Source organism: Croceivirga sp. ABH4_376, assembly GCF_056160685.1.
On the sequence record NZ_JBSWXQ010000002.1, the window covers coordinates 942,179 to 966,013 of the forward strand.

12 protein-coding genes are annotated in these 23,835 nt (G+C 39.1%); 11 read left to right on the forward strand and 1 reads right to left on the reverse strand.

Annotated elements, in window-relative coordinates; all coding sequences use genetic code 11:
* Nucleotides 1-20 precede the first annotated feature (20 nt).
* Nucleotides 21-815, forward strand: a complete 795-nt coding sequence (locus ACXAGS_RS08450; protein WP_474906110.1) for a glycosyltransferase family 2 protein — start codon at nucleotides 21-23, stop codon at nucleotides 813-815.
* Here ACXAGS_RS08450 and ACXAGS_RS08455 read toward each other — a convergent pair.
* A complete protein-coding gene (locus tag ACXAGS_RS08455) occupies nucleotides 812-1,648 on the reverse strand; it encodes a glycosyltransferase family 2 protein (protein ID WP_474906111.1) in 837 nt (278 codons plus the stop codon). The genes ACXAGS_RS08450 and ACXAGS_RS08455 overlap by 4 nt on opposite strands.
* 137 nt (nucleotides 1,649-1,785) lie before the next feature.
* Here ACXAGS_RS08455 and ACXAGS_RS08460 point away from each other — a divergent pair, with 137 nt between their 5' ends.
* The 10 genes from ACXAGS_RS08460 to ACXAGS_RS08505 form a co-directional block, all read left to right on the forward strand.
* On the forward strand, nucleotides 1,786-2,613 hold the full coding sequence (locus ACXAGS_RS08460; protein ID WP_474906112.1) for a glycosyl transferase: 828 nt from the start codon (nucleotides 1,786-1,788) through the stop codon (nucleotides 2,611-2,613).
* Between the two features lie 73 nt (nucleotides 2,614-2,686).
* The gene (locus tag ACXAGS_RS08465) at nucleotides 2,687-3,736 is read left to right on the forward strand and encodes a polysialyltransferase family glycosyltransferase (RefSeq protein ID WP_474906113.1); all 1,050 of its coding nucleotides are present in this window, start codon (nucleotides 2,687-2,689) and stop codon (nucleotides 3,734-3,736) included.
* A 6-nt stretch (nucleotides 3,737-3,742) separates the two neighbouring features.
* Entirely contained in the window at nucleotides 3,743-4,909 is a 1,167-nt protein-coding gene (locus ACXAGS_RS08470) for a cytidylyltransferase domain-containing protein (RefSeq protein WP_474906114.1), read from the forward strand.
* The gene (locus tag ACXAGS_RS08475) at nucleotides 4,902-5,774 is read left to right on the forward strand and encodes an N-acetylneuraminate synthase family protein (RefSeq protein WP_474906115.1); all 873 of its coding nucleotides are present in this window, start codon (nucleotides 4,902-4,904) and stop codon (nucleotides 5,772-5,774) included. Before ACXAGS_RS08470 ends, ACXAGS_RS08475 begins: the two co-directional genes overlap by 8 nt.
* Before the next feature lie 11 nt (nucleotides 5,775-5,785).
* A complete protein-coding gene (locus tag ACXAGS_RS08480; protein ID WP_474906116.1) occupies nucleotides 5,786-6,346 on the forward strand; it encodes an L-threonylcarbamoyladenylate synthase in 561 nt (186 codons plus the stop codon).
* A 5-nt stretch (nucleotides 6,347-6,351) separates the two neighbouring features.
* Nucleotides 6,352-7,779, forward strand: a complete 1,428-nt coding sequence (locus ACXAGS_RS08485) for a CCA tRNA nucleotidyltransferase (RefSeq protein ID WP_474906117.1) — start codon at nucleotides 6,352-6,354, stop codon at nucleotides 7,777-7,779.
* Nucleotides 7,780-7,946: 167 nt separating this feature from the next.
* A complete protein-coding gene (locus tag ACXAGS_RS08490; protein WP_474906118.1) occupies nucleotides 7,947-11,972 on the forward strand; it encodes a DUF7507 domain-containing protein in 4,026 nt (1,341 codons plus the stop codon).
* 3 nt (nucleotides 11,973-11,975) lie between these two features.
* A complete protein-coding gene (locus ACXAGS_RS08495) occupies nucleotides 11,976-12,908 on the forward strand; it encodes a PorP/SprF family type IX secretion system membrane protein (protein ID WP_474906119.1) in 933 nt (310 codons plus the stop codon).
* 9 nt (nucleotides 12,909-12,917) lie between these two features.
* Nucleotides 12,918-14,807, forward strand: a complete 1,890-nt coding sequence (locus ACXAGS_RS08500) for an OmpA family protein (RefSeq protein ID WP_474906120.1) — start codon at nucleotides 12,918-12,920, stop codon at nucleotides 14,805-14,807.
* 369 nt (nucleotides 14,808-15,176) lie between these two features.
* The coding region (locus tag ACXAGS_RS08505) for an Ig-like domain-containing protein (protein WP_474906121.1) at nucleotides 15,177-23,835 on the forward strand (8,659 nt) is incomplete at its 3' end.

A 23,835-nucleotide genomic window follows, 5' to 3' on the forward strand; every position in this document is an offset into this window, starting at 1 on the left:
ACCATAAATTTCGTTAGCAATTGAACAATTCTGACCAAAAAATTACAGCGCTAATAATTACCTACAATGAAATTGAACACATTAAAATGTGTTTAGATTCCATACGGTTTGCAGATGAGATTATTGTAGTAGATTCTTTTAGTACAGATGGTACTTATGAATACCTTTTGGAACAAAAGAACGTTAAAGTAATTCAGCATCCTTTTAGCAATTTTACAGCACAAAAGTCCTTTGCATTAGAAAAAGCAAGTAACAATTGGATATTGTTTATAGATGCAGACGAAGTGGTTACAGATAAGTTGGCCAATGAAATTAAAGAAACGGTTGGCAAAACCAATTCCCACGCCGCCTACTGGTTTTATAGAACATTTATGTTCAAAACAGAACGATTACGTTTTAGTGGTTGGCAAACCGATAAAAATATAAGGTTATTCCAAAAAAGCAAATGCAGTTTTACAGATGCAAAACTAGTTCATGAAACCCTTGAGGTAGATGGTACATCTGGAATATTAAAAGAAAAACTTACCCATTACTGTTATAAAAGTTATGCGGATTACAAAGATAAAATGCTCAAATACGGAAGGTTAAAAGCAAAGGAAGCATTCTACAAAGAAAAGCAGTTTAACTATTGCCTTTTAGTATTTAAACCGTTTTGGAAGTTTGTACACCATTACTTTATACGTTTAGGAATTTTAGATGGTAAAAAAGGAATTACCATTAGCTATTTAAACGCATTAAGTGTATGGGAGCGATATCGCGAATTAAAAAAGCTTAGAAAAAAGAACGAGATAGCTTACTTATTGGTAATGCCTTAATCCTTTTGGATTCCGTAAGGTGTCCAAACCTTTTTTTCGGTACGTGTAGCTTTTCTTATTGCTGCATTTTTAGCTAAAGATTCTGGTGTTTTATAGCCCCGCTTATGGTCTAAATGCACACATACAGCACTATATCTTAATTGTTTGGATTTTATTCCAAAATTGAACAAACGTTCTCCCAATTCCCTATCCTGACCGCCATATTGCATACGCTCGTCAAAACCATTTACATTCAATATATCTTTTTTCCAACCAGAACTGTTGTGCCCGTTCCAACTGGCATTGGTGGGAGTAAATGCATTTAGAAATCTAGAAACCAAACCTTTAGCCGTAAGTTTATTATTTTTAAACGTCTTAGGAATTCCTTTTTCTTTTAGCCAATTAATATTAAAACAGTTTTGTTGTTTTATGTCGTCCTCAGAAATCAACTTAGAAATATTCATTGGCAACATATAATAACCTCCAGATATAAAATAACCCGGTTTTTTATTAAGATAGTGCACGTGTACAAAATCCTCTCTAGGAATGCAATCACCATCTGTCATTATTATATAATCGGTATTACAGGCTACCACAGCTTTGTTTAATATTCTCGATTTTTGAAAACCTTTGTCTTCTTGCCAAACATGAACTATTGGGTAAAAAACGTCTTTTTTCATTTCATCCAAAAGAGCTTTGGTCTTAGGTCTAGATCCATCGTCTGCAATAACTACTTCAAAATCTTTATATATTTGGCAATTAAAACCCCAAAGCACTTTTTGCAACCATGCTTCAGAATTGTAAGTGCTTACTATTATAGAAATTTTTGGATTTACCGGAATACTCTTCTCCATATGTTCAAAAATAATAAACCGCAAAGGTATATCTTTGGTTTTCTTAAAACATAAGAATATTAAATAGACTTAACACTTATAAAAAAGTTTGTGGTCAAAACCTGTTGGTAAATTAAAGATTACGGCATCCTATTTAAATGAAACTAGTAAAAGAGCTACCCATATCAGTTGCAAAAACCGCATATTTAACATTAAAGTCGTTTCCTAGAAAGGCATTAAATAAAAAAGAGCAGGTACCTGTTATTGTTTCATTAACATCTATACCTTCTAGGTTGGGTAGTTTACATTTGGTTATTAAAAGTATTCTTGACCAGTCTAAAATGCCTGCTAAAATTATACTCTGGCTCAATAAGGACTTAAAAAACAACATCCCAAAATCACTCAAAAAACTGGAAAACGAGTATTTTAAAATTGCATTTTCAGATTTAAATTGCTCCCATAGAAAATTAATACATACGCTAGAGAAATATCCTGAACAGATAATTGTTACCGTAGATGATGATTTTATGTATAGGTCTAATTTCTTAGAATTAATTTACCAGTGCCACTTGAAAAACCCTGATGTAATATTAGGAAACCATTGTGTTAATTTAAATTATGACGATAAAGGAAACGTTCTGCCCTATAAAACTTGGAGACAAAATAACGCGATTAACAGTAAAGCTAAGGTACCGGTTGGCGCATGGGGCGTACTATACCCTCCAAATAGTTTACATGCAGATGTTTTAAACGCAGCTAAATTTTTAGAATTAACCCCTAAAGCAGATGATTTATGGTTTAAGGCAATGGCATTAAAAAAAGGAACCTTATCCTTAGAAACTACTATAAAACCCAAAGAACCCATTCCAATTGCCAACACCCAAAAAGTTTCTTTAAAAAAAGTGAATTTAGGCCAAGATTTGAATACCAAACAATGGAATGCCTTAGAAACCGAATATGATTTAAAGCGGTTAATTCTTTCGTAGAAAATACAACAAAACAGGGTAATCCTTAATTATTACCTATTTTTACCGCATTACATGCATTTGCCTGCTTATTTTGAATGTTAAGAAAAAAACATACGTAGCTACTACTATTTATCACCTTTACCTGTCTATATTACATCTTATAAAAGACGCTAATTATACAGAATCTTACGGTGAAAACCTGCTTTTTTTAATTGAGACCACCCCTGGAATAGAAGCATTGATACCCGCCTTAAGACAGAGTTTTTTTAAAGAAGTGCATATTTTGTCTAAAAAAAAGACACATAAAAAAGAACTTGGTAAGTTCAATTACGGTCTTAGGAGAAAAAGTACGTTAGTTCCTTACTTAGAAAAGAAACATCCATGCCTTGCAAAAGAAAAAGCTTTTATTCTGGCTTCTGATGTGTACCTGTGTGAGACAGACTCTTCTAAAAGCTATTTTTATTATTTATGTGCCAATAAAGGTATGAGTATGATAGAAGATGGGGCAAGAACCTATGTTAAAAATCATTCTAAAATAGAATACCTATACAAAACCTTTTTTATCAATACACCACTGGCAGGTGGCTACAATAAAGAAATTACCTCGGTTTTAGCTCAGTACCCGGATAAGCTACCCGCAGAACTAAAACAAAAAGCGGTAGAGCTAAACATTAATAAAGAATTACCTTTTTTAAAAGAGCAACACAAAAATCTAATATTCAATTTATTTCTCTGTGATACGCAATTAAATATATCCCAAAAACAAAAAAAGGCATTGGTACTAACCCAACCTATTTCTGAAGATAATATTGTAACCAGTGAAGCGACAAAGATTAAAATATACCAAGATATAATTGCTAAAATACCAGAGGGGTATCAAATTATAGTTAAGACACATCCTAGAGAAAGAACAGATTATAGTCTTCACCTTACCAATGTTGTTGTCTTACCAAAATTATTCCCTATAGAGTTGTTAGAATTAAAAGATAATTTTGAATTTGAAAAAGGATACACTTTATTTTCAACAGCTTTAGAGAACTTAAAAAGAATAAAAGAAAGACACTATACCGGAATTGATTATTTAGACTATTTTGCGTCCAAAGCAATTAAAAAATTAATTCTGCACACGAATCAATCGTAAAAAAACATGGCAATCAAACGTATTGGGTTCATTCCATTGAGAAAAAATTCAAAAGGAATTCCTCATAAAAATAAAAAGAAATTGTTGGGTAGACCCTTATTTACATGGGTTTTGACTGAAGCCATATTCTCAAGTCTAGATACCATTTACGTATTTACAGACGATGATGAAATTATTTCATACCTAGAAATTAATTTTAATTGGACCAATAAAGTCAAAGCCATAAAAAGATCGGACGAAAACGCTTCGGACACTGCATCTACCGAAGCTGCCATGTTAGAATTTGCTTCAAAAATAAACTGGGATTTTGATTATTTCTGTCTTTTACAAGCTACATCGCCCTTAACTAAAAGAGAACATATAAACGAAGCTTTAGATTGTGTAACCCAACAAGGTTATGACAGCGCTTTGTCCATAGTTAAAACACATCGATTTATTTGGGACGGTAATGGTAAAAGTCTTAATTACGACATCTACAAAAGACCTAGAAGACAAGATTTTGAAGGCCTTAACATAGAAAATGGAGCCGTATATACCACTACAAAAGAAGCTTTAAAAAATAGCAGCAATAGAATAAGTGGTAACATTGCAACTATTGAAATGCCGGAGGAAACCTTAACAGAAATAGACTCCATTTCCGATTGGAAAATTATTGAGCAATTAATCATCAATACAAGCAAAACCAACAAAAATACGGGGAGATTAAATTATTTGGTTTTGGATGTAGACGGCGTATTCACAGATGGTAGGGTAACATTTGGTGTAGAAGGTGAACTTTCTAAAACCTTTGACATGCGAGACGGTATGGGACTCGAAATTCTAAGACAACACAATGTTCAAGTTATTGTGATGACCTCAGAGAACTCCAAAGTGGTTCAAAAACGAATGGAAAAACTAAAAATCAAAGATGTTTACTTGGGCGTTAAAGATAAATACTCATTGATAGAACAACTACAAGCAGAAAACAAAATTAATGTGAACGCAACAGCTTACGTTGGAGATGATGTTAATGATTTGAGCAATATGTTACGAGTAGCATGGTCTTTTTGCCCTAAAAATGCTACCAAAGAAATAAAATACCATGCAGATGTAGTTTTAAACCATAATTCTGCAAATGGCGCCATAAGAGAAGTATCAGAATTTATAATTAATTATAATCAACGATTTGAATAAATTTAAAGAACCCTATGTAATTGCCGAGATTGGCTGTAATCATAAAGGAGAAATGCAGATTGCCAAAGAATTAATAAATATGGCAAAAATCTTTGGTAATGCCAATGCGGTAAAGTTTCAAAAAAGAAACAACAAAGAATTACTTACAGAGGAACAATATAATGCGCCACACCCTAATCCTGCCAACTCTTATGGAGATACCTATGGTGCCCACAGAGAGTTTTTGGAATTCACGGTAGCGCAACACCAAGAATTAAAAGCGTATTGTGAAGAGTTGGGTATTACCTATGCTACCTCGGTTTGGGATACCACCTCGGCCAAGGAAATATGTAGCCTAGAACCTGAGTTCATAAAAATTCCATCTGCGTGTAATAACCATTATGAAATGCTTACTTACCTGTGCGAGAATTATCAGGGAGAGATTCATATTTCAACTGGAATGACCACAAAAGATGAAATTGAAGAACTGATACAATTCTTTACCCAAAAAGGAAGAAATCAAGACTTAGTTCTGTACAATTGTACTTCTGGCTATCCGGTTCCTTTTAAAGATATTTGCTTGCTCGATATTTTAACCCTAAAAGAAAAGTATGGCGATAAGGTTAAAAGTATTGGTTTTTCTGGGCATCATTTAGGCATTGCAGTAGATGTTGCTGCCTACACCCTTGGTGCACATGTTATAGAAAGGCATTATACGTTAGACCGTACTTGGAAAGGAACAGACCACGCCGCCTCTTTAGAGCCGATGGGTCTACGTAAATTAACAAGAGATTTACGAGCAACTTATGAAGCTCTTACCTACAAGGAAAAAGATATCCTTGCCATTGAACAAGTTCAAAGAGATAAATTAAAGTATAAGAAATAAAGTTATTTACCATGAAGGAAGACCTAGCACAATGTTTGGAAACTTTGCAAAATGGTGGTCTAATTTTATATCCTACAGATACGGTTTGGGGCATAGGTTGCGATGCTACAAATGCAGATGCAGTTAAAAAAGTATACGCACTTAAAAACAGGGAAGACTCTAAAGCATTAATCTGCCTTGTAGCCAATGATGCCATGTTAGAGCGCACGGTAGAACAAGTTCCAGAAGTAGCTTGGGATATCATTGATTTGGCAACAAAACCAACTACAATAATCTATGACAGTCCCAAGGGAGTGGCCAAAAATCTAGTAGCAGCAGATAACTCTTTGGCCATACGCATAGCTTCGGATGATTTTTGCAGAAACCTAATTCAGCGGTTTAAAAAACCTATTGTATCTACCTCTGCAAATATTTCTGGAGAACCTACACCATCCCAATTCTCAGAAATAGACCAACGTATTTTTGAAGGCGTAGATTATGTGGTAAATTTGCATCGCGAAAAAACAAACCCATCCCCTTCTTCCATTATAAAATTAGGGAATGATGGTACGGTAAAGGTAATTAGGGAATAGCATACATGAAGTCGGAAAAATATCTAGAAGCATTAACCCATCCTGTTTTTAAATCTATTGGCGCTGCCGCGGATGAACTTGGCCTAGAAGCCTATGTTATTGGTGGTTATGTGCGTGACTTTTTTTTAAAACGAGGTACTGCAAAAGATATAGATGTGGTGGCCGTTGGTAGCGGTATAGCTTTGGCAAAAGCTGTAGCTAAGGTGCTTGAGGGTAGTTCTGACGTAAAAGTTTTTAAAAATTTTGGTACGGCTATGCTCAATTATAAGGGCATGGAAATTGAATTTGTTGGCGCCCGTAAAGAGAGTTACAATAGGGATAGTAGAAAACCTATAGTAGAAGACGGCACCTTACAAGAAGACCAAGACCGCAGAGATTTTACTATTAATGCATTGGCTTTAGGCCTAAATAAAAATAATTTTGGAATAGTATTGGACCCTTTTAAGGGTTTAGCAGATTTACAAAAAGGTATTCTACGCACACCTTTAGAGCCTGGCATTACCTATTCTGACGACCCGTTGCGAATGATGCGCGCTATACGCTTTGCTACTCAATTAAATTTTGAAATTGAATTAAGTTCTTTGCAAGCTATTAGTGAACATAAAGAACGTATTGAAATTATTTCTAATGAGCGTATTGTAGATGAGCTGCACAAAATACTGAATAGCAAGCAACCTTCTATTGGTTTTGCATTAATGCATAAAACAGGCCTTTTACCTTATATTTTACCAGAACTTAAAGCCCTACAAGGTATAGAAGAGATTGAGGGACAACGACATAAAGATAATTTCTGGCACACTTTAGAAGTTGTAGACAACATTGCTAAAACCACAGATAACCTTTGGTTACGTTGGGCGGCATTATTGCACGATATTGGTAAGGCACCAACCAAAAAATTCCATAAAAAAATTGGGTGGACTTTTCATGCACATGAATTTGTGGGTAGTAAAATGGTCTACAAATTGTTTAAACGGCTACACATGCCATTGAACGATAAGATGAAATTTGTACAGAAAATGGTGTTGATGAGCTCCAGGCCTATAATTTTATCCGAAGACCATGTTACGGATTCTGCGGTAAGGAGATTGGTATTTGATGCTGGAGAACATGTAGAGGATTTACTCACTTTATGCGAGGCAGATATTACCACCAAAAACCCTAAAAAGCAACGCCGTTACCTCAATAACTTTAAACTGGTACGGCAAAAAATAAAGGAAGTAGAAGAACGGGACCGTATCAGAAATTTTCAACCGCCAGTTAGTGGGGAAGAAATAATGCAGACCTTTAACCTAAAACCTTCCAAAGAAATCGGTATCATAAAAGAAGCAATTAAAGAAGCAATTTTAGAGGGCGAAATACCCAACGAAAGAGAAGCTGCTTTTACCTATATGCTAAAAAAAGGAAAGGAATTGGGGCTACAAAAAGATACCTAAATTCAGCATTTTAAAGTGTAATCCCCACATATTATAGGTTTTTCACGTTCCTTAGGTATCAGTTTACAACATAATATTTTACACCTTTTAGTTCAAATCTATTTTTGGAGCTTAGTATAAACAGGCATATCCCCCACTTAAAATCTGTTTATCTATAGTATCTATTTATGGATAAAAAACCGACCAAACAAACAACCTTTTTTATAAAGGCAACTGCAATCCTCTTATTTATTTGTTTAGGAGGTACCCAATCTATATCCGCACAGCAAACCACCACGTGGACACAAAATAGTCTTACGGAATGGGAAAGCATTTCTAGTGACGGTAAAGTTCGTGTGGTTTGCGAGGTGGATGCATTAGCCACGACTATTACTGGAGAAGACACCTTAGGATGTAATCCCTCGGCATTCTTTGACACAAATTTGTTTGGTGACCCATCACTTGCCTTAACTGTAAATAGCCCACTTGTTAGTTCAAGTATCTCTTTTAAATTTTATGATGCGAGCAATCCTACAGAAGAAATATACATAAATAATCCTATCTTAAATGTAGATAGAGTAGGAACCTTTTCGCTTCTTGTTTTGCCATTATTAGGCACAAATAGTTCTACAGCACAATTTACAGGCTCTAATGTTACCTGGTCAGAATTAAGCACCAACGGACCTATTTTTCAAAGCACAAGCAATACATTCAATTTAGATGTTCCTTCTTTAATAGGCGATAATTTTGGTGAATGTGGTAATGGAATAGATACAGGAACCGCGGCAGGATCACTTCAAATTAATGAAACTACTAATTCAGTAAGTTTATCAGCTAATCTTATTAATGGAATTCTTGGTTATCCGGATGAAGTAGAATTTTTACTTTCCAACTTAATCATAGCAGAACCAGAAATTGAAGTAACTAAAACGGTTACCGAAGCCTACAGCATACCTGTTACAAGCGTAGATATGGTTCAATATACTATAGAGGTAGCTAATACAGGCAACGTAGAATTAACCAATGTAACATTGAGCGATAATTTTACAGATGCCAATTCTAATACATTAACACTAGTAGGCCCAACATTTACAAATAATTCCATGGGGTCTGCTATGGGAACCCTACAAGCTGGTGAAACGGCTACCTATATTGCTAGTTATACTTTAAATGCTACCGATTTAGACCATGGGGGATTTATAAATCAAGTAACAGTTACTGCAGATAGTCCGTATGGACCCGCAGATATCACCGATACTTCTGATGATGGTAATGATTTAGACGGAAATACAGAAAACGACCCTACAGAAAGTTATTTTCCCATTGCGCGTGATGATTCCGATAGTTTAGATGAAGATACTTCTAAAGCTATTCCAGTTATGTCCAATGACGATTTTAGTGGTAACGGACCTGGTTTAGGGGATATATTTCTTGTAACTCAAGGTTCTAATGGTGATGCTGTATTAAATATAAATGGCACTCCAAATAACCCTGTGGACGATTTTTTCACTTACAGTCCGGATGAAAATTATAGTGGTACGGATACTTTTGTGTATGGTATACAAGATGCACTTGGGCACATTTCATACGCCACGGTAACCATTACAATAAATAGTTGTCCAGAAGCTGGTAATAATGGCGTTCTTAACTTATGCGAAAACAGCGTTCCAACAAACGCCGACCTATTTAATGCGCTAGGAGGAACTCCAGATACGGGGGGCACTTGGGTAGATAATGGGGATTCTACTTTCACATACACCGTTTCAGCAAGCTTACCTTGTACACAAGATGCTTCTGCAACTGTTTTTGTTTCCTACACTATGGAACCTGATGCAGGTACTAACGGTAGCCTTATAATTTGTGAGGGCGATACCGTAAATGCTTTACAACTTTTTGCAGAACTTGGTGGCACCCCGGATACCGGAGGTACTTGGTCTCCCGCTTTGGCAGGGGCTGGCACCTATACCTATACCGTTGCGGCTACCTCACCTTGTGGCACCGATGCAACGGCACAAATCGTGGTAACCGAACAAGCGGCACCTGATGCAGGTACTAATGGTTCTTTAGTTATCTGTGAAGGCGATACGGTAACCGCTTCACAACTCTTTGCACAACTTGGTGGCACACCTGATGCTTCTGGCACTTGGTCTCCTGCACTTTCAGGGGCCGGCACCTATACCTATACCGTCGCGGCTACATCACCCTGTACCACAGATGCAACGGCACAAATCGTGGTAACCGAACAAGCGGCACCTGATGCAGGTACTAACGGAACTTTGATTATCTGTGAGGGCGATACGGTAACCGCTTCGCAACTTTTTGCACAACTTGGTGGTACCCCGGATACTGGAGGTACTTGGTCTCCCGCTTTGGCAGGGGCTGGTACCTATACCTATACCGTTGCGGCTACATCACCCTGTACCACAGATGCAACGGCACAAATCGTGGTAACCGAACAAGCGGCACCTGATGCAGGTACTAACGGTAGCCTCATCATTTGTGAAGGAGATACTGTAAACGCTTTACAACTTTTTGCACAACTTGGTGGCACCCCAGATACCGGAGGTACATGGTCTCCCGCTTTGGCAGGCGCTGGCACCTATACCTACACCGTTGCGGCTACAGCACCTTGTGGCACCGATGCTACGGCTCAAATTGTGGTAACCGAACAAGCGGCACCGGATGCAGGTAGTAATGGTACTTTGACTATCTGTGAGGGAGATACTGTAAACGCTTCACAACTTTTTGCACAACTTGGTGGCACCCCAGATACTGGAGGTACATGGTCTCCCGCTTTGGCAGGCGCTGGCACCTATACCTACACCGTTGCGGCTATGGCACCTTGTGGCACCGATGCTACGGCTCAAATCGTGGTAACCGAACAAGCGGCACCTGATGCGGGTACTAACGGAACTTTGATTATCTGTGAGGGCGATACGGTAACCGCTTCGCAACTTTTTGCACAACTTGGTGGCTCCCCGGATTTGGGAGGTACTTGGTCTCCCGCTTTGGCAGGGGCCGGCACCTATACCTATACCGTTGCGGCTACTTCGCCTTGTACGGTAGATGCTACCGCAGCAATAGAAGTGACAGAGGATGCAACAGATTTAAATGGGAATTCGATTCCAGATTGCGCAGAAACTCCTCCTGTAATATTGATTCCAACCATACTACTAGACAATGTTACCAGCGATAATATTATCAACATTGAAGAATCAGAAACAATGCTTGACATTACTGGTACTGTGGGCGGCGATTTTAACAACGGGGATTTAGTAACCCTTCAACTTAATAACAATACATATACAGTTGCTGTGGATGCAGTTGGTGCATTTACTATTTCAATAAGTGGTCAAGAATTAGTTCTTGACGATGATTGGACCATTTTAGGGCAAATTATTACGCAAGACGTGTCTGGAAATACCGGTTCCGCTACATTGTATCACACCTACAATGTAGATATTAATGCACCGATTGTTGATAGTTTTACTGCCCCAACTTTAACCCCTATTCTATCGGGACAGGGCGACGTAAATGAACAATTAGTTATAGAAATTGATACAGATAGTGATGGATTGATAGATGTGGTTTATGAAACCACTACGGATATTAATGGTAATTGGTCCTTAGATGTAAATAGCACGCCTATTTCTGGCTTATATGAAAGTGTAACCTATGAAAGCAGCTTAGAAATTACGGCTATCGATGCGGTGGGCAACCGTGGGCAGGGAACCGTAAACTTTGTTATGGAATCCAATCCAGATACAGATGGTGACGGATTAACCGATGAGGAAGAATCAGATTTAGGAACAGACCTAAATAACCCGGACACGGACAACGATGGCGTAAATGACGGACAAGAAATAACTGACGGTACAGACCCACTAAACCCCTGCGATTCTGTTGGTGGTACGCCTCTGTCTGGCGCAACTTGTGATATTTATATAAAGAACGATGTGGTTACACCTAGTCTAACCAATGGAGGGTTCAGAATTTTTAACATTGAATATTATCCTGACAATACCGTAGAATTATTGAACAGATACGGATCCTTAGTTTGGAACACGCAACACTATCATAACGAGAATAATTATTTCTATGGAATAGGTAATGACAGTAAGCAGTTACCTAGTGGAATTTACTATTACACCATCAGATATCGTGTTAACGATAATTATAAAATAAAAAAAGGATACCTGTTCATTAACAAATAAGCTATGACAAAATACGTATTACACTTATTGTTTATTCTTGGTACCCTAACAGTTACGGCGCAACAAGATGCTCAGTTCACCCAATATATGTACAATACACAAGTTGTAAATTCAGCATATACTGGTTCTAGGGAAAATCTTGGAATTACCGGGCTTCATCGCTCACAATGGGTTGGTTTGGATGGCGCACCAACGAGCCAAACACTAAGTTTAAGTTCTCCGGTAAGCGAGCGCGTTGGCTTAGGTTTCTCTTTTGTTAATGACGAAATTGGTAACGGAACCATACAAGATTCCTTTTTTCAGGGCGTATTTGCCTATCACATACCGGCAGGACCAGCAACTTTGTCTTTTGGGCTATCTGCAGGAGCTAGTTTTTTAAATGTGAATTTTGCCAATCTTACCAATTATGATGCTTCTACCGCACCGGTAGGAAGTGGAGATGTTTACAAAAAATTCTCCCCAACCGTAGGTGCAGGTGTCTATTTTCACAACGAAAAATTCTACGTGGGCTTGTCTACCCCAAGTTTTTTAAAAACAGAACATTTTGATACGGACGACACGAATGACAGTAGCATTTATTTAGAAAATATTACGTGGTACGGAATAACCGGCTATGTATTTGACTTGGGCGATAAAACCAAATTTAAACCCGCTACCTTGGTTAAATTGACCAATGGTGCACCTCTTGCCGTAGATGTATCTGCTAATTTCATGTTCAATCAGAAATTTATTTTAGGGGGTGCCTATAGAATAAACAATGCACTGAGTGGCCTATTAGGTTTTCAATTGAACGAAAAGCTGCTTATGGGATTGGCCTATGATAAAGAAACAGCCAGTTTAGGTGGTGAAACTTTCAACAACGGTTCATTTGAAGTTTTCTTAAGATATGAGTTTATTAAGAAAGAGAAAATAGATTTAACCCCTCGATTCTTTTAGTTATAATTCATGAAGCATTTAGCTACCCTCATATTATGTATAGCTTTTTTGCCCCTAATAGGACAAAAAAAAGAAAATACCGCCAAAAACTATGACCACTATGGTTACATGGTAGATACAGCGCCCTACAAAAATTTATTGGATAAGGGTATGCCTGCTTTAGAAATTTACAAGACCTTGGGCAATGCCAATTATTTGCAAGGAAAGTATGATGTAGCTTCTTATTGGTATCATAAACTGATGGAATTTACGGCAGAAAAAAATTATGACCCCCAATACCTTTTTAGGCTGGCTTTGTGTTTAAAAAGTATAGGAGAATACGAAGCATCTAACCGTTGGATGGAAAAATTCGTATTGTTGAATCCCACAGACTTAAGAGCTAAGAATTTTGTAGCAAATAGGGATTATCTAAAACAAATAAACCAAGCTTCAGACGGTACGGAGCTAATTAACCTAAAAAATATAAACACCGCACAATCAGATTTTACACCTACTCTTTTTAAGGACGAATTAGTTTTTGCTACGGCTAAGACAAAAGATACCGAAAAGAAACTAAAACTTCCTTACCTAAACCTATACAAAACCAAATTAACCAATGGTATACCACAGGGTACCTCAGTACAATTTTCCATTATCTTAAATACTGAGGCTAATGAAAGTTCTGCAGTATTTACCAAAGATGGAAAAACGATGTATTTTACCCGTAACAACATGAGAAAAGGTAAATTTATTAGGGACAAAGAAGGTATAAGTAGATTAAAAATTTATCGTTCGCGTTTAAAGGGTGGTAAATGGGGTCCGGCAGAAGACCTACCTTTCAATAGCGATACGTATTCTACGGCGCATCCTGCGCTAGATAGTACAGAAAGCTATTTATACTTCTCCTCAGACATGCCCGGTACATTTGGTGCTTCTGACCTATACAAGGTAAAAATCAATAAAAACGGAAGTTTTGGTTCACCTGAAAATTTAGGCCCTACTATTAATACCGAAGCCAAAGAAAGTTTTCCATTTATTACAATGGATGGAGTATTGCATTTTGCTTCTGATGGCCATCCTGGTTTGGGAGGAATGGACATCTTTAAATATGATGAGAAACTTAAAAAAGTTGTGAATCTAGGTGCTCCTGTTAATAGCCAAGCAGATGATTTTTCTTTTATTACCAATGCCAATGCTACGTACGGGTATTTAGCATCAAACCGGTCAGGTGGAGCCGGACAAGATGATATTTATGCCTTAAAATTAGCCAATGCTAATTGTGAAAAAACCATTACGGGATGGGTAAAAGAAGAAGGTACTAATAAAACAATTTCAGAAGCAAACATCTTGTTTATTGGTGATGGCGGTAAAGAACTACTAACTGTTACAACAATGGCAGATGGTGGTTTTACGGCTACCCTACCCTGTCAAGAAGAGTTAACCATAATTGCTGGTAAGAATGGCTACAGACAAGGAACGTTTGAAGTGGTTAATTTTGATGAGCAAAATATAATAGAGCCTGTTACCATTACCATTGGAAATGATGGTGCTACGGGAACGGATTTAGTAAAATTGTTGCAGCTAGATCCTATTTATTTTGATTTAAATAGTTCTTACCTAAGGTATGATGCGTATCCCAATTTAGACAAGGTAGTTACCTACTTACAAGAACATCCAGAAGTAGTTTTAGAAATTGGCTCCCATACAGACAGCAGGGAAGAAGATGCCTATAATCTTTGGTTATCCAATAGACGTGCAAAACGTACTTTAGAATACATAATAGGTAAAGGCATAGCATCCAATAGGCTTACGGCAAAGGGCTATGGCGAAACAAGATTGGTAAATAATTGCAATAACAACAGTACTTGTTCAGAAGAAGCCCATCAACAAAACCGAAGATCAGAATTCATTATTAAATAATAGTTCTAGTCCTCCAGAATTAAAAAAGCTTTCATTTTATGAAAGCTTTTTTTGTTTATGAAATAGGCATTTACCCTTCCTAGTTCATCCCTTCTTTTTTTCCATTCACCTACACTTTATTGCAAACCAATTATTTAAAGGACTATGGGGTAAATATTGTCAATAAATTCATTCCTACAACACCAATTCTGCAATTTATGGCTCTTTTCATCGATTTTTTTAGGAAAATTCAACATAATCACTATACAAAATTCATTCATTCACCTCGAATTTTTGATAACTTACAACAAATTATCTGTAGTATATAACCTACATTTTATGTTTGTTTAACATTATATTATGATGTGTCAGGTATATTAGGAAAACAATATGAGAAAAAACACTCCCCGCAGCAAAAAAGCCTTTTGGTTTTTAGTTACCGTATTTTTGTTTTTACTACCCGTAAAAGCAACGGAAAAGAACAATTTTAATACGGATAAGGATCCTTTTGATTTAACATCCGTATTCTATGCGCCACCCGTAATAGATTTAAATGGTTTTACTACTGGTGTAAACCATGAGGTAAACTACCAAGCTTCAACCTCCTCGGTGGCCTTTATATCTTTCTCTCCCACATTAACCTCAGATACGGGTACCATTTTAAGTGCCACCATAGATGTGGCCAATAATACGGATGCTACGGAAATAATGTATCATACTACTGATGGATTTATCTATAGTCTTGGGGCAACAAACGCGCCTAGGGATTATACCTATGCTGGTTCTACCATAAGGGTTTCGCATAATTTAACTTCATTTACCATTACAGAGGCATTTGGTAATCCTATTCCAAATGCAGACTTTTTAAGTTTTCTTGGAGACTTTGCCTATGGCAACCTAACCAATACCCCAACGGTAGCACCTAGAACAATTACGGTAAACGTAACAGATGTAAGTTTAAATACCAGTTCTGCTGTTACAACCATGCGTGTTTATTCTGAGCTGCCCTCGGCTACAGATGATACTAATTCCACCTTGGCCAACAACTCAGGTACCGTAAGCGGTAATGTTTTAACAGACGGGGCAGATACAGGTACCGGTATTTTTGTTTCTGAGGTAGATGTTTATCCTGCACAAGTAGGTAATGCCTACCAGACCTTATACGGTACCTTTGTAATCAATGCCAACGGTACCTATACTTATGATGTAGATAATGCAAACCCCGCTGTTACAGGATTAAAAAATGGGGAAAGTATTCAAGACATTGTTTCATATACCATAGAAGATGCCGCGGGAATTATTGATTATGGAATTTTAACTATTACAATTAACGGGGTAGACGATGCACCCGTAGCTTTGGATAACACCAATCAAATTAACGTAGTAACCGAAGCAAATGTTTCTGGTAACATAATTACCGATATTGGAGTTGATGGAGCGGATTTTGTAGACAGGGGGCTTTCTCAATTAATTTGGGAAAATGAATTTAGTGCACCTGGAGGAGTATTTAATGGATTCTCTGCTCCAGTGAACGGACAAACTAGGACTATTTCAGGTGTAAATTTGAATTTTACCACTACGGATATCTCAAATATAGGTGTTCCAGACCAAAATCAAACAGTAGTTCAAACAGGAACCAATGGTGGGCATACTGGATATTTATTATTTGCAATAGATGCTGCAACCAATCCTTCTAACGCTACCCAATTAATCATAGATTTTAGTGAGCCGGTTTTTAACTTAGGCTTTCTGGTTACCGATATCGATTTTTCCCAAGGTACTTCCTGGCAAGATCAAATGCAGATTAATGGTAGCCTTGCTGGCAATCCATCCAATTATACGTTTACAACAACGGCAGGTGTGGTTGTGGCTGGCAACGATACTTATTATGGAACAGGAAATGCAATTGCCAGTGACGCAACAGGTAATGTCAATGTTTTCTTTGAAGAACCTATAGACCAATTAGTATTAAGTTATAATTATGGTCCAGATGCTACTGACGCGGACCAAGGCTACCAAATTGCGGGTATTTCAGATATTTATTGGCAAGGAGACAATCCCAATATTGTCATCTCAGAAATAGATGCAAGTGCGGCAAATGTAAATACTACTTACGTAGGAACTTACGGCACTATTGTTGTAAATTCAGACGGTAGCTATACCTATACTCCAGATACAACAAACCCAGCGGTAGCCGGTTTATTGGTTGGTGATACGCTTACCGAAACCTTTCTTTACAGATTAAGCGATGGTTCAAATTCGGACACGGCTAATCTAATAATTACTTTAAACGGTACAAATGAAGATACGGATGGTGATGGCACTGTGGATAATCTAGATTTAGATGAGGATAACGACGGTATTTTAGATACTAACGAATTTGATTGCCCAGCTGGATATATAGATTTGGGAACTACTTTTTCAGATAATGTAAACACAAATGGATCTGTTGTCAATACCTATAATTATAATGGGGTAACCGGTACATTTTCTTATGAACTGCTTAATAATGCTATTTGGAGTAGCGGTGTAAGCAACGCTGGTCCTACGGCAGGTATTGATGGTAATTACGTTAATGTACAACCTACTAACACCAGTTTTTTACCTCAATACATTTATCCTAAAGACGCAAATAATATAGACGCCGCCGTATATACTTTCACATTTGATACTCCAATTCAAATTTCTGAGTTTAAATGGGGCGGATTAGACAATGCGGATAGAGCTGACTTTTCTGCTTCTTTAAATGGTAACAATGTACCACTAGAAATCTCCAATATTAACATAAACCCAGCTAATATTACCATTTCAAATCAATCTGTGGTAAGTCTTTCTGGGGGAGCCAACGCACCCAACAATTCAATCTCAGTTTCCTCTAAAGGCGCAGTTGACACCATTATTATTGTTGCAGGTAAGAATGATGGAAGAGCAGGAAATGTTACTATGCAATTTTATGAATTTAGTTATTGTGTAGCAGTTGACACTGATTTAGACGGTACACCAGATTACTTAGATATAGATAGTGATAATGACGGTTGTCTTGATGCTGTGGAAGCTGGCCACACAGATAATGATTTAGATGGTGAAGTTGACGGATCTGGGTATGACAGTAACGGACAAGTGACTGGGGCATCTACCGCCTATTCTGGTAACACTACTGGTACTACATTGGCTGTACAGAAAACTATAGATACTGCCCCAGCTAACCAAGCAACAGTAGATGGTGCTAATGCCACTTTCGAGGTTGTTGCATCTGCTTTGAGTGCTTCTAGTTTTTCAAACGGTACACCCAATTATGACACAAATGTAAATGGAGGCTTAAATTTTCAATGGTTTGTTAGTACTGATGGGGGTAGCAACTTCAATATTCTCAGCGGTGAAACGGCAAGTACATTAAACCTGACCAACGTTACTTTAGGAATGAACGGAAATGTATATAGAGTTGTCGTATCTCATTCAGATAACATATGTCCAATAGAGGCTCAAGCAATACTTACCGTTACCCCTGCTCCTACAATTACTATTTTAACACCTATTGAAGGTGATAATATTGTTAATTCAATAGAAGACGGTGACGTGACCATCTCCGGTACCACTACCGATGTGGAGGACGGACAAATCGTGACCGTTACCTTCTCCGATGGTACCAACACCGTTACCACTACGGCTACCGTTTCTGGTAATACTTGGACGGCCACGGATGCCGATATCTCCGGATTGGACAACGGTACCGTTACCGTGACCGCGGACGTGACCGACGTAGCCGGCAACCCGGCCACCGATAACGACCCGATTACCTTGGACAATACCCTACCGACCATCGATATCGATTTACCTATAGAAGGGGACAACATCGTAAACGCCAGTGAGGATGGTGACGTGACCATCTCCGGTACCACTACCGATGTGGAGGACGGACAGACCGTGACCGTTACTTTCTCCGATGGTACCAACACCGTTACCACTACGGCTACCGTTTCCGGTAATACTTGGACGGCGGCAGACGCCGATATCTCTGGATTGGACAACGGTAACATAACCGTGACAGCCGATGTTACGGATGTGGTAGGAAATCCGGCCACCGATAACGACCCGGTAACCTTGGACAATACCCTCCCGACTATCGATATCGATTTACCTATCGAAGGCGACAACATCGTAAATGCCAGTGAGGATGGTGACGTGACCATCTCCGGTACCACTACCGATGTGGAGGACGGACAGACCGTGACCGTTACCTTCTCCGATGGTACCAACACCGTGACCACTACGGCTACCGTTTCTGGTAATACTTGGACGGCCGCGGACGCAGATATCTCCGGATTGGACAACGGTACTATTACCGTGACCGCCGATGTTACAGACGTAGCCGGCAACCCCGCAACCGATAACGACCCGGTTACCTTGGACAATACATTACCGACTATAGATATCACAACACCAATAGAGGGCGACAATATCGTCAATGCCAGCGAGGATAACGACGTAACTATTTCCGGTACCACTACCGATGTGGAGGACGGACGAATCGTAACCGTTACCTTCTCAGATGGTACCAACACCGTGACTACCACGGCTACCGTGACCGGTAACACTTGGACGGCTACCGATGCCGATATCTCCGGATTGGACAACGGTACTATTACCGTGACCGCAGACGTTACGGATGTAGCCGGCAACCCTGCAAGTGATGCAAACATTATTACTTTAGACAATACACCTCCCAATCCAGTTTTAACAATAGATGACGTTACAGCAGATAATCTATTGAGTGCAGACGAAAGAGATGGAAATATCGCTATTACTGGAACTGTAACGGGAGATTTCAACACGGGAGATACCGTAACCATTTCAATCAATGGAACCAATTATACAGGAACGGTAACCCCAGGCGGGTTATTTAGCATAACCGTTCCAGGTACGGAATTGGCCGCAGATCCAGATGTGACCATAGATGGTAGCATCACCACAACAGATGTAAACGGAAACTCAAATACCGCTATTGCTAGCAAAACATATGATTTAGATAATGATGGAGATGGGATACCAGATAGTACAGATACAGATGATGATAATGATGGTGTACCAGATGGTACGGACAACGCTCCTTTAGACCCTTCCAGCTGTCAAGATTTAGACGGTGATGGTTGTGACGATTGTTCTGCTACCGCTAGTAATGATTTTACACCTGGTCCAAATTTTGATACGGCCAACGACGGCGAAGATACAGATGGCGATGGGCTTTGTAACAACTTTGATGAAGATGATGACAACGATGGTATACCAGATGTTGTAGAAACTACTGCAGATTTTGATAATGATGGAATGCCCAACAGTTTAGATTTGGATAGTGATAATGATGGTATTCCAGATATTGTTGAAACGGGTAACGCAAGTTTAGATAGCAATGGTAATGGAAAAATAGATGATGCAGAGAGTCCGGCCGGCTCCAATGGTATTCCAGATAGTGCAGAAGATGGTGGCACAGATGGTAATGGTGTTTCTAACGTACCAGTAGATTCAGATGGCTCTGGCAGTCCAAATTACTTAGATATTGATTCTGATAACGATGGTATATTGGATACCGTTGAAGCACAGGCAGATGGTAGTTTAACACAACCTAGCGGAACAGATTTAGATTCAGATGGTATTGATGATGCTTTTGATACGGACGAAGGTGGAAGTTTTATCACTGCTCCAATAAACTCGGATTCAGATACGCATCCAGATTACTTGGATTTAGATAGTGATGATGATGGAATTGTAGATAATATTGAGTGGCAATCAACTTCTAGCTATCTACCTCCAAGTACCGATAGCGATGGTAATGGTTTAGCAGATAATTATGAAACAGCCGCAGGTTCTGGCCAATCCATTAACCAACCGGTTAACTCAGATGGTCAAGATAATCCAGATTTTAGGGATTCGGATTCGGACAACGATGGTCTTTCAGATTACATAGAAGCGTACGATACAAATGCGGACAATACCGCTGATACTTCGCCATTGAACGTAGATACGGACAATGATGGTCTAGACGACGCGTTTGACAACTCTATTTCTGCCCCAAATGGTATTGAGGATAGCAATGGTGCTACCAACAATGGGCAGGTTGCAACAGATTTTCCAAACGATCAAGATCCATTTACGGCAGAGGTAGATTTTAGAGATGAGAATGTACACCTTACACCTATAGATACGGATGGAGACGGGTATAATGATGATGTTGATATTGATGATGACAATGATGGTATCTTAGACTATGTAGAGTCCTTAGGTTTTGAACCTACCAATACTAAAGGAGATGACTGTGGTATTCCTCCAGGTTCCTTTACCAATGGTACGTACATTGGTGGTACAGGGTTAGGTGCCGGTACCGTTAATGCGCAGTATCGTTTTTCTAATGTGGTTAATTCTTCCTTAGGGGTATTAGATGCTATTGTTACCATTTCAGAAATGGATGCCAACGTAACATTTAACACTATAGATTCTAACGCCATTGGTAGTGATGACGCTTGGCAGCCAAGCTTTGACATCAATGGTATAGCTGGTGATACGGGAAGTGTTACTTTCTCTATAACACTAGTAGCGGCAGGAACAAATTTCCAAGTGAACCTTTCAAGGTTTGGTGGGGCTATTTATGACATAGATGGTGCAGATGTTAATGAGACGATTACCTTAGAAAGACCAGGGCTGTATGCGCTAGATTCCAATACCTTAATCAATACCTCTGAAAATTTAGCTACAGGTACTGTATCCTTTAATGGTCCTAACCAGTCTTGGGCTGGGGTAGATTTCGGTCCGCGTTTAGCAATGTATTTCAATTACTATGAAACCTATGAATTTAGAATAACCTTTACCGGTGAACTTTTAGCGGGTGCCGTAGACAACAGTTATTTAGGTTCTGTATTATTCCAAACTTGTGATATAAACGGATTATTTGACCCTTCTAATACAACTTCTAGCAACAACACAGCTGGCACACCTACCGGAGTTACATCCGGTCCTGGAACCGCTCCTGTATTTGTGGTAAATGATGGTATTGATTCGGATAACGATGGAATTTCAGACGATTTGGATATCGATTCTGATAACGATGGTATCCCAGACAACGTTGAGGCCCAACTTACTTCGGCCTATACGGCTCCTGGTGCTTCAGACAGCGATTTTGATGGGCTTTTAGATGCCTATGAAGGCACTGGAGACCAAGGTTTGTCCGCCATAGATACAGATGCAGATGGCATATTGGATTATTTGGATACCGATTCGGACAACGACGGAAAAACAGATACTGAAGAAGCAGGATTCACAACAGCCCCTAACAATTTAGATGCAGATGGGGACGGGCTCTTAAATGGCTATGATGATGTGGATACTACTGGTGGAGTTTTTGATTCTAATGATGATCAAAACAACGGTGCCATAGATTTACCAAATAACGATGTAATAACCACTTCTGAAGTAGATTACAGAGAAGCTGCTATTGATGATAATGACAATGATGGTATAGCAGATTCTATTGATTTGGATGATGATAATGATGGTATTCTAGATACCGTAGAAAGCACTACGGGAACAGACCCAAGTGCGGATGATGATGCAGATGGTATCGAAAATTACAGAGATACTGATTTAGGACCAGACACCAATTCTGATGGTATTGTAGATGCTTTTGATACGGATTTAGATGGTGTACCAAACCATTTTGATTTAGATGCAGATAATGATGGAATCTATGACGCTGTGGAAGCTGGTCATGACCAAGCCTATACCAATGGCTTGGTAGATGGAGCCGTGGGTACAGATGGTATTCCAAATACGGTGCAAGCAGCTGGTCAACAAAATAGCGGTACTGTCAATTATACCTTATCAGATTCAGAAAGTACGGCAGACGGTACACCAGATTATTTAGAATTAGATGCGGATAATGATGGTTGTAATGATGTAACTGAGGCTGGCTTTACAGATGGCGACGGAGATGGTGTACTAGGAGATTCACCCTTGGTTGTAGATGCAAATGGTGTAGTTACAGGAACCAATGTTAGTGATGGTTATACAGAACCTGCCAATGTGGATAGTGCAACAGATCCTAACTATGATTTTCAACAGCCTGGAACGTCTCCGAGCATCGCAAATGCAGCCAATCAACCCCAAGATGTGCTAACCAATGGTAGTAGTCCCGAAACATTTGCCGTAACTGCAAATGGTTCCAATTTAACCTATCAATGGGAAGTAGACAATCAATTAGGCGGTGGCTTTGTTGCTATTGACGACGCTAATGCAACGGATATATATACCGGTAGCACAACGGCTATTTTAACATTAACCGGTATAACAGCAAGTGAAAATGGGTATGTTTATCGTGTAATAATTACAGATGTATCTTTTGGATGCTCCCCACTTACTTCTGCAACCGCAACGTTAACCGTAGATGTTACAGCGCCAGTAATCACCATAGACGTGGTAGCAGGTGATGATATTATAAACGCTGTTGAAGATGATGCCCCGGTAACCATTTCAGGTACAACAGATGCAGAAGATGGCCAAATTGTCACAGTAGTAGTAAATGGTAATAGTTATACGGCAACGGTAACTAGCGGTACATGGAGTTTAGATATCCCTGCAGCAGATGCACAGGCCTTGGATGCTTTGGAAACAATTACTGCGGATGTTACGGATTTGGCTGGTAATACAGCTACACAAGCAACAAGAGATATTGAGCATGACGTTTTAGCTGTTATCGATATCACAACGCCTATCGAAGGCGACAACATCGTGAACGCAAGTGAGGATGGCGACGTGACCATCTCCGGTACCACTACCGATGTGGAGGACGGACAAATCGTGACCGTTACCTTCTCCGATGGTACCAACACCGTTACCACGACAGCTACCGTTTCTGGTAACACTTGGACGGCCACGGACGCCGATATCTCAGGTTTGGACAACGGTACCGTTACCGTGACCGCCGATGTTACCGACGTAGCCGGCAACCCGGCCACCGATAACGACCCGATTACTTTGGACAATACCCTACCGACCATCGATA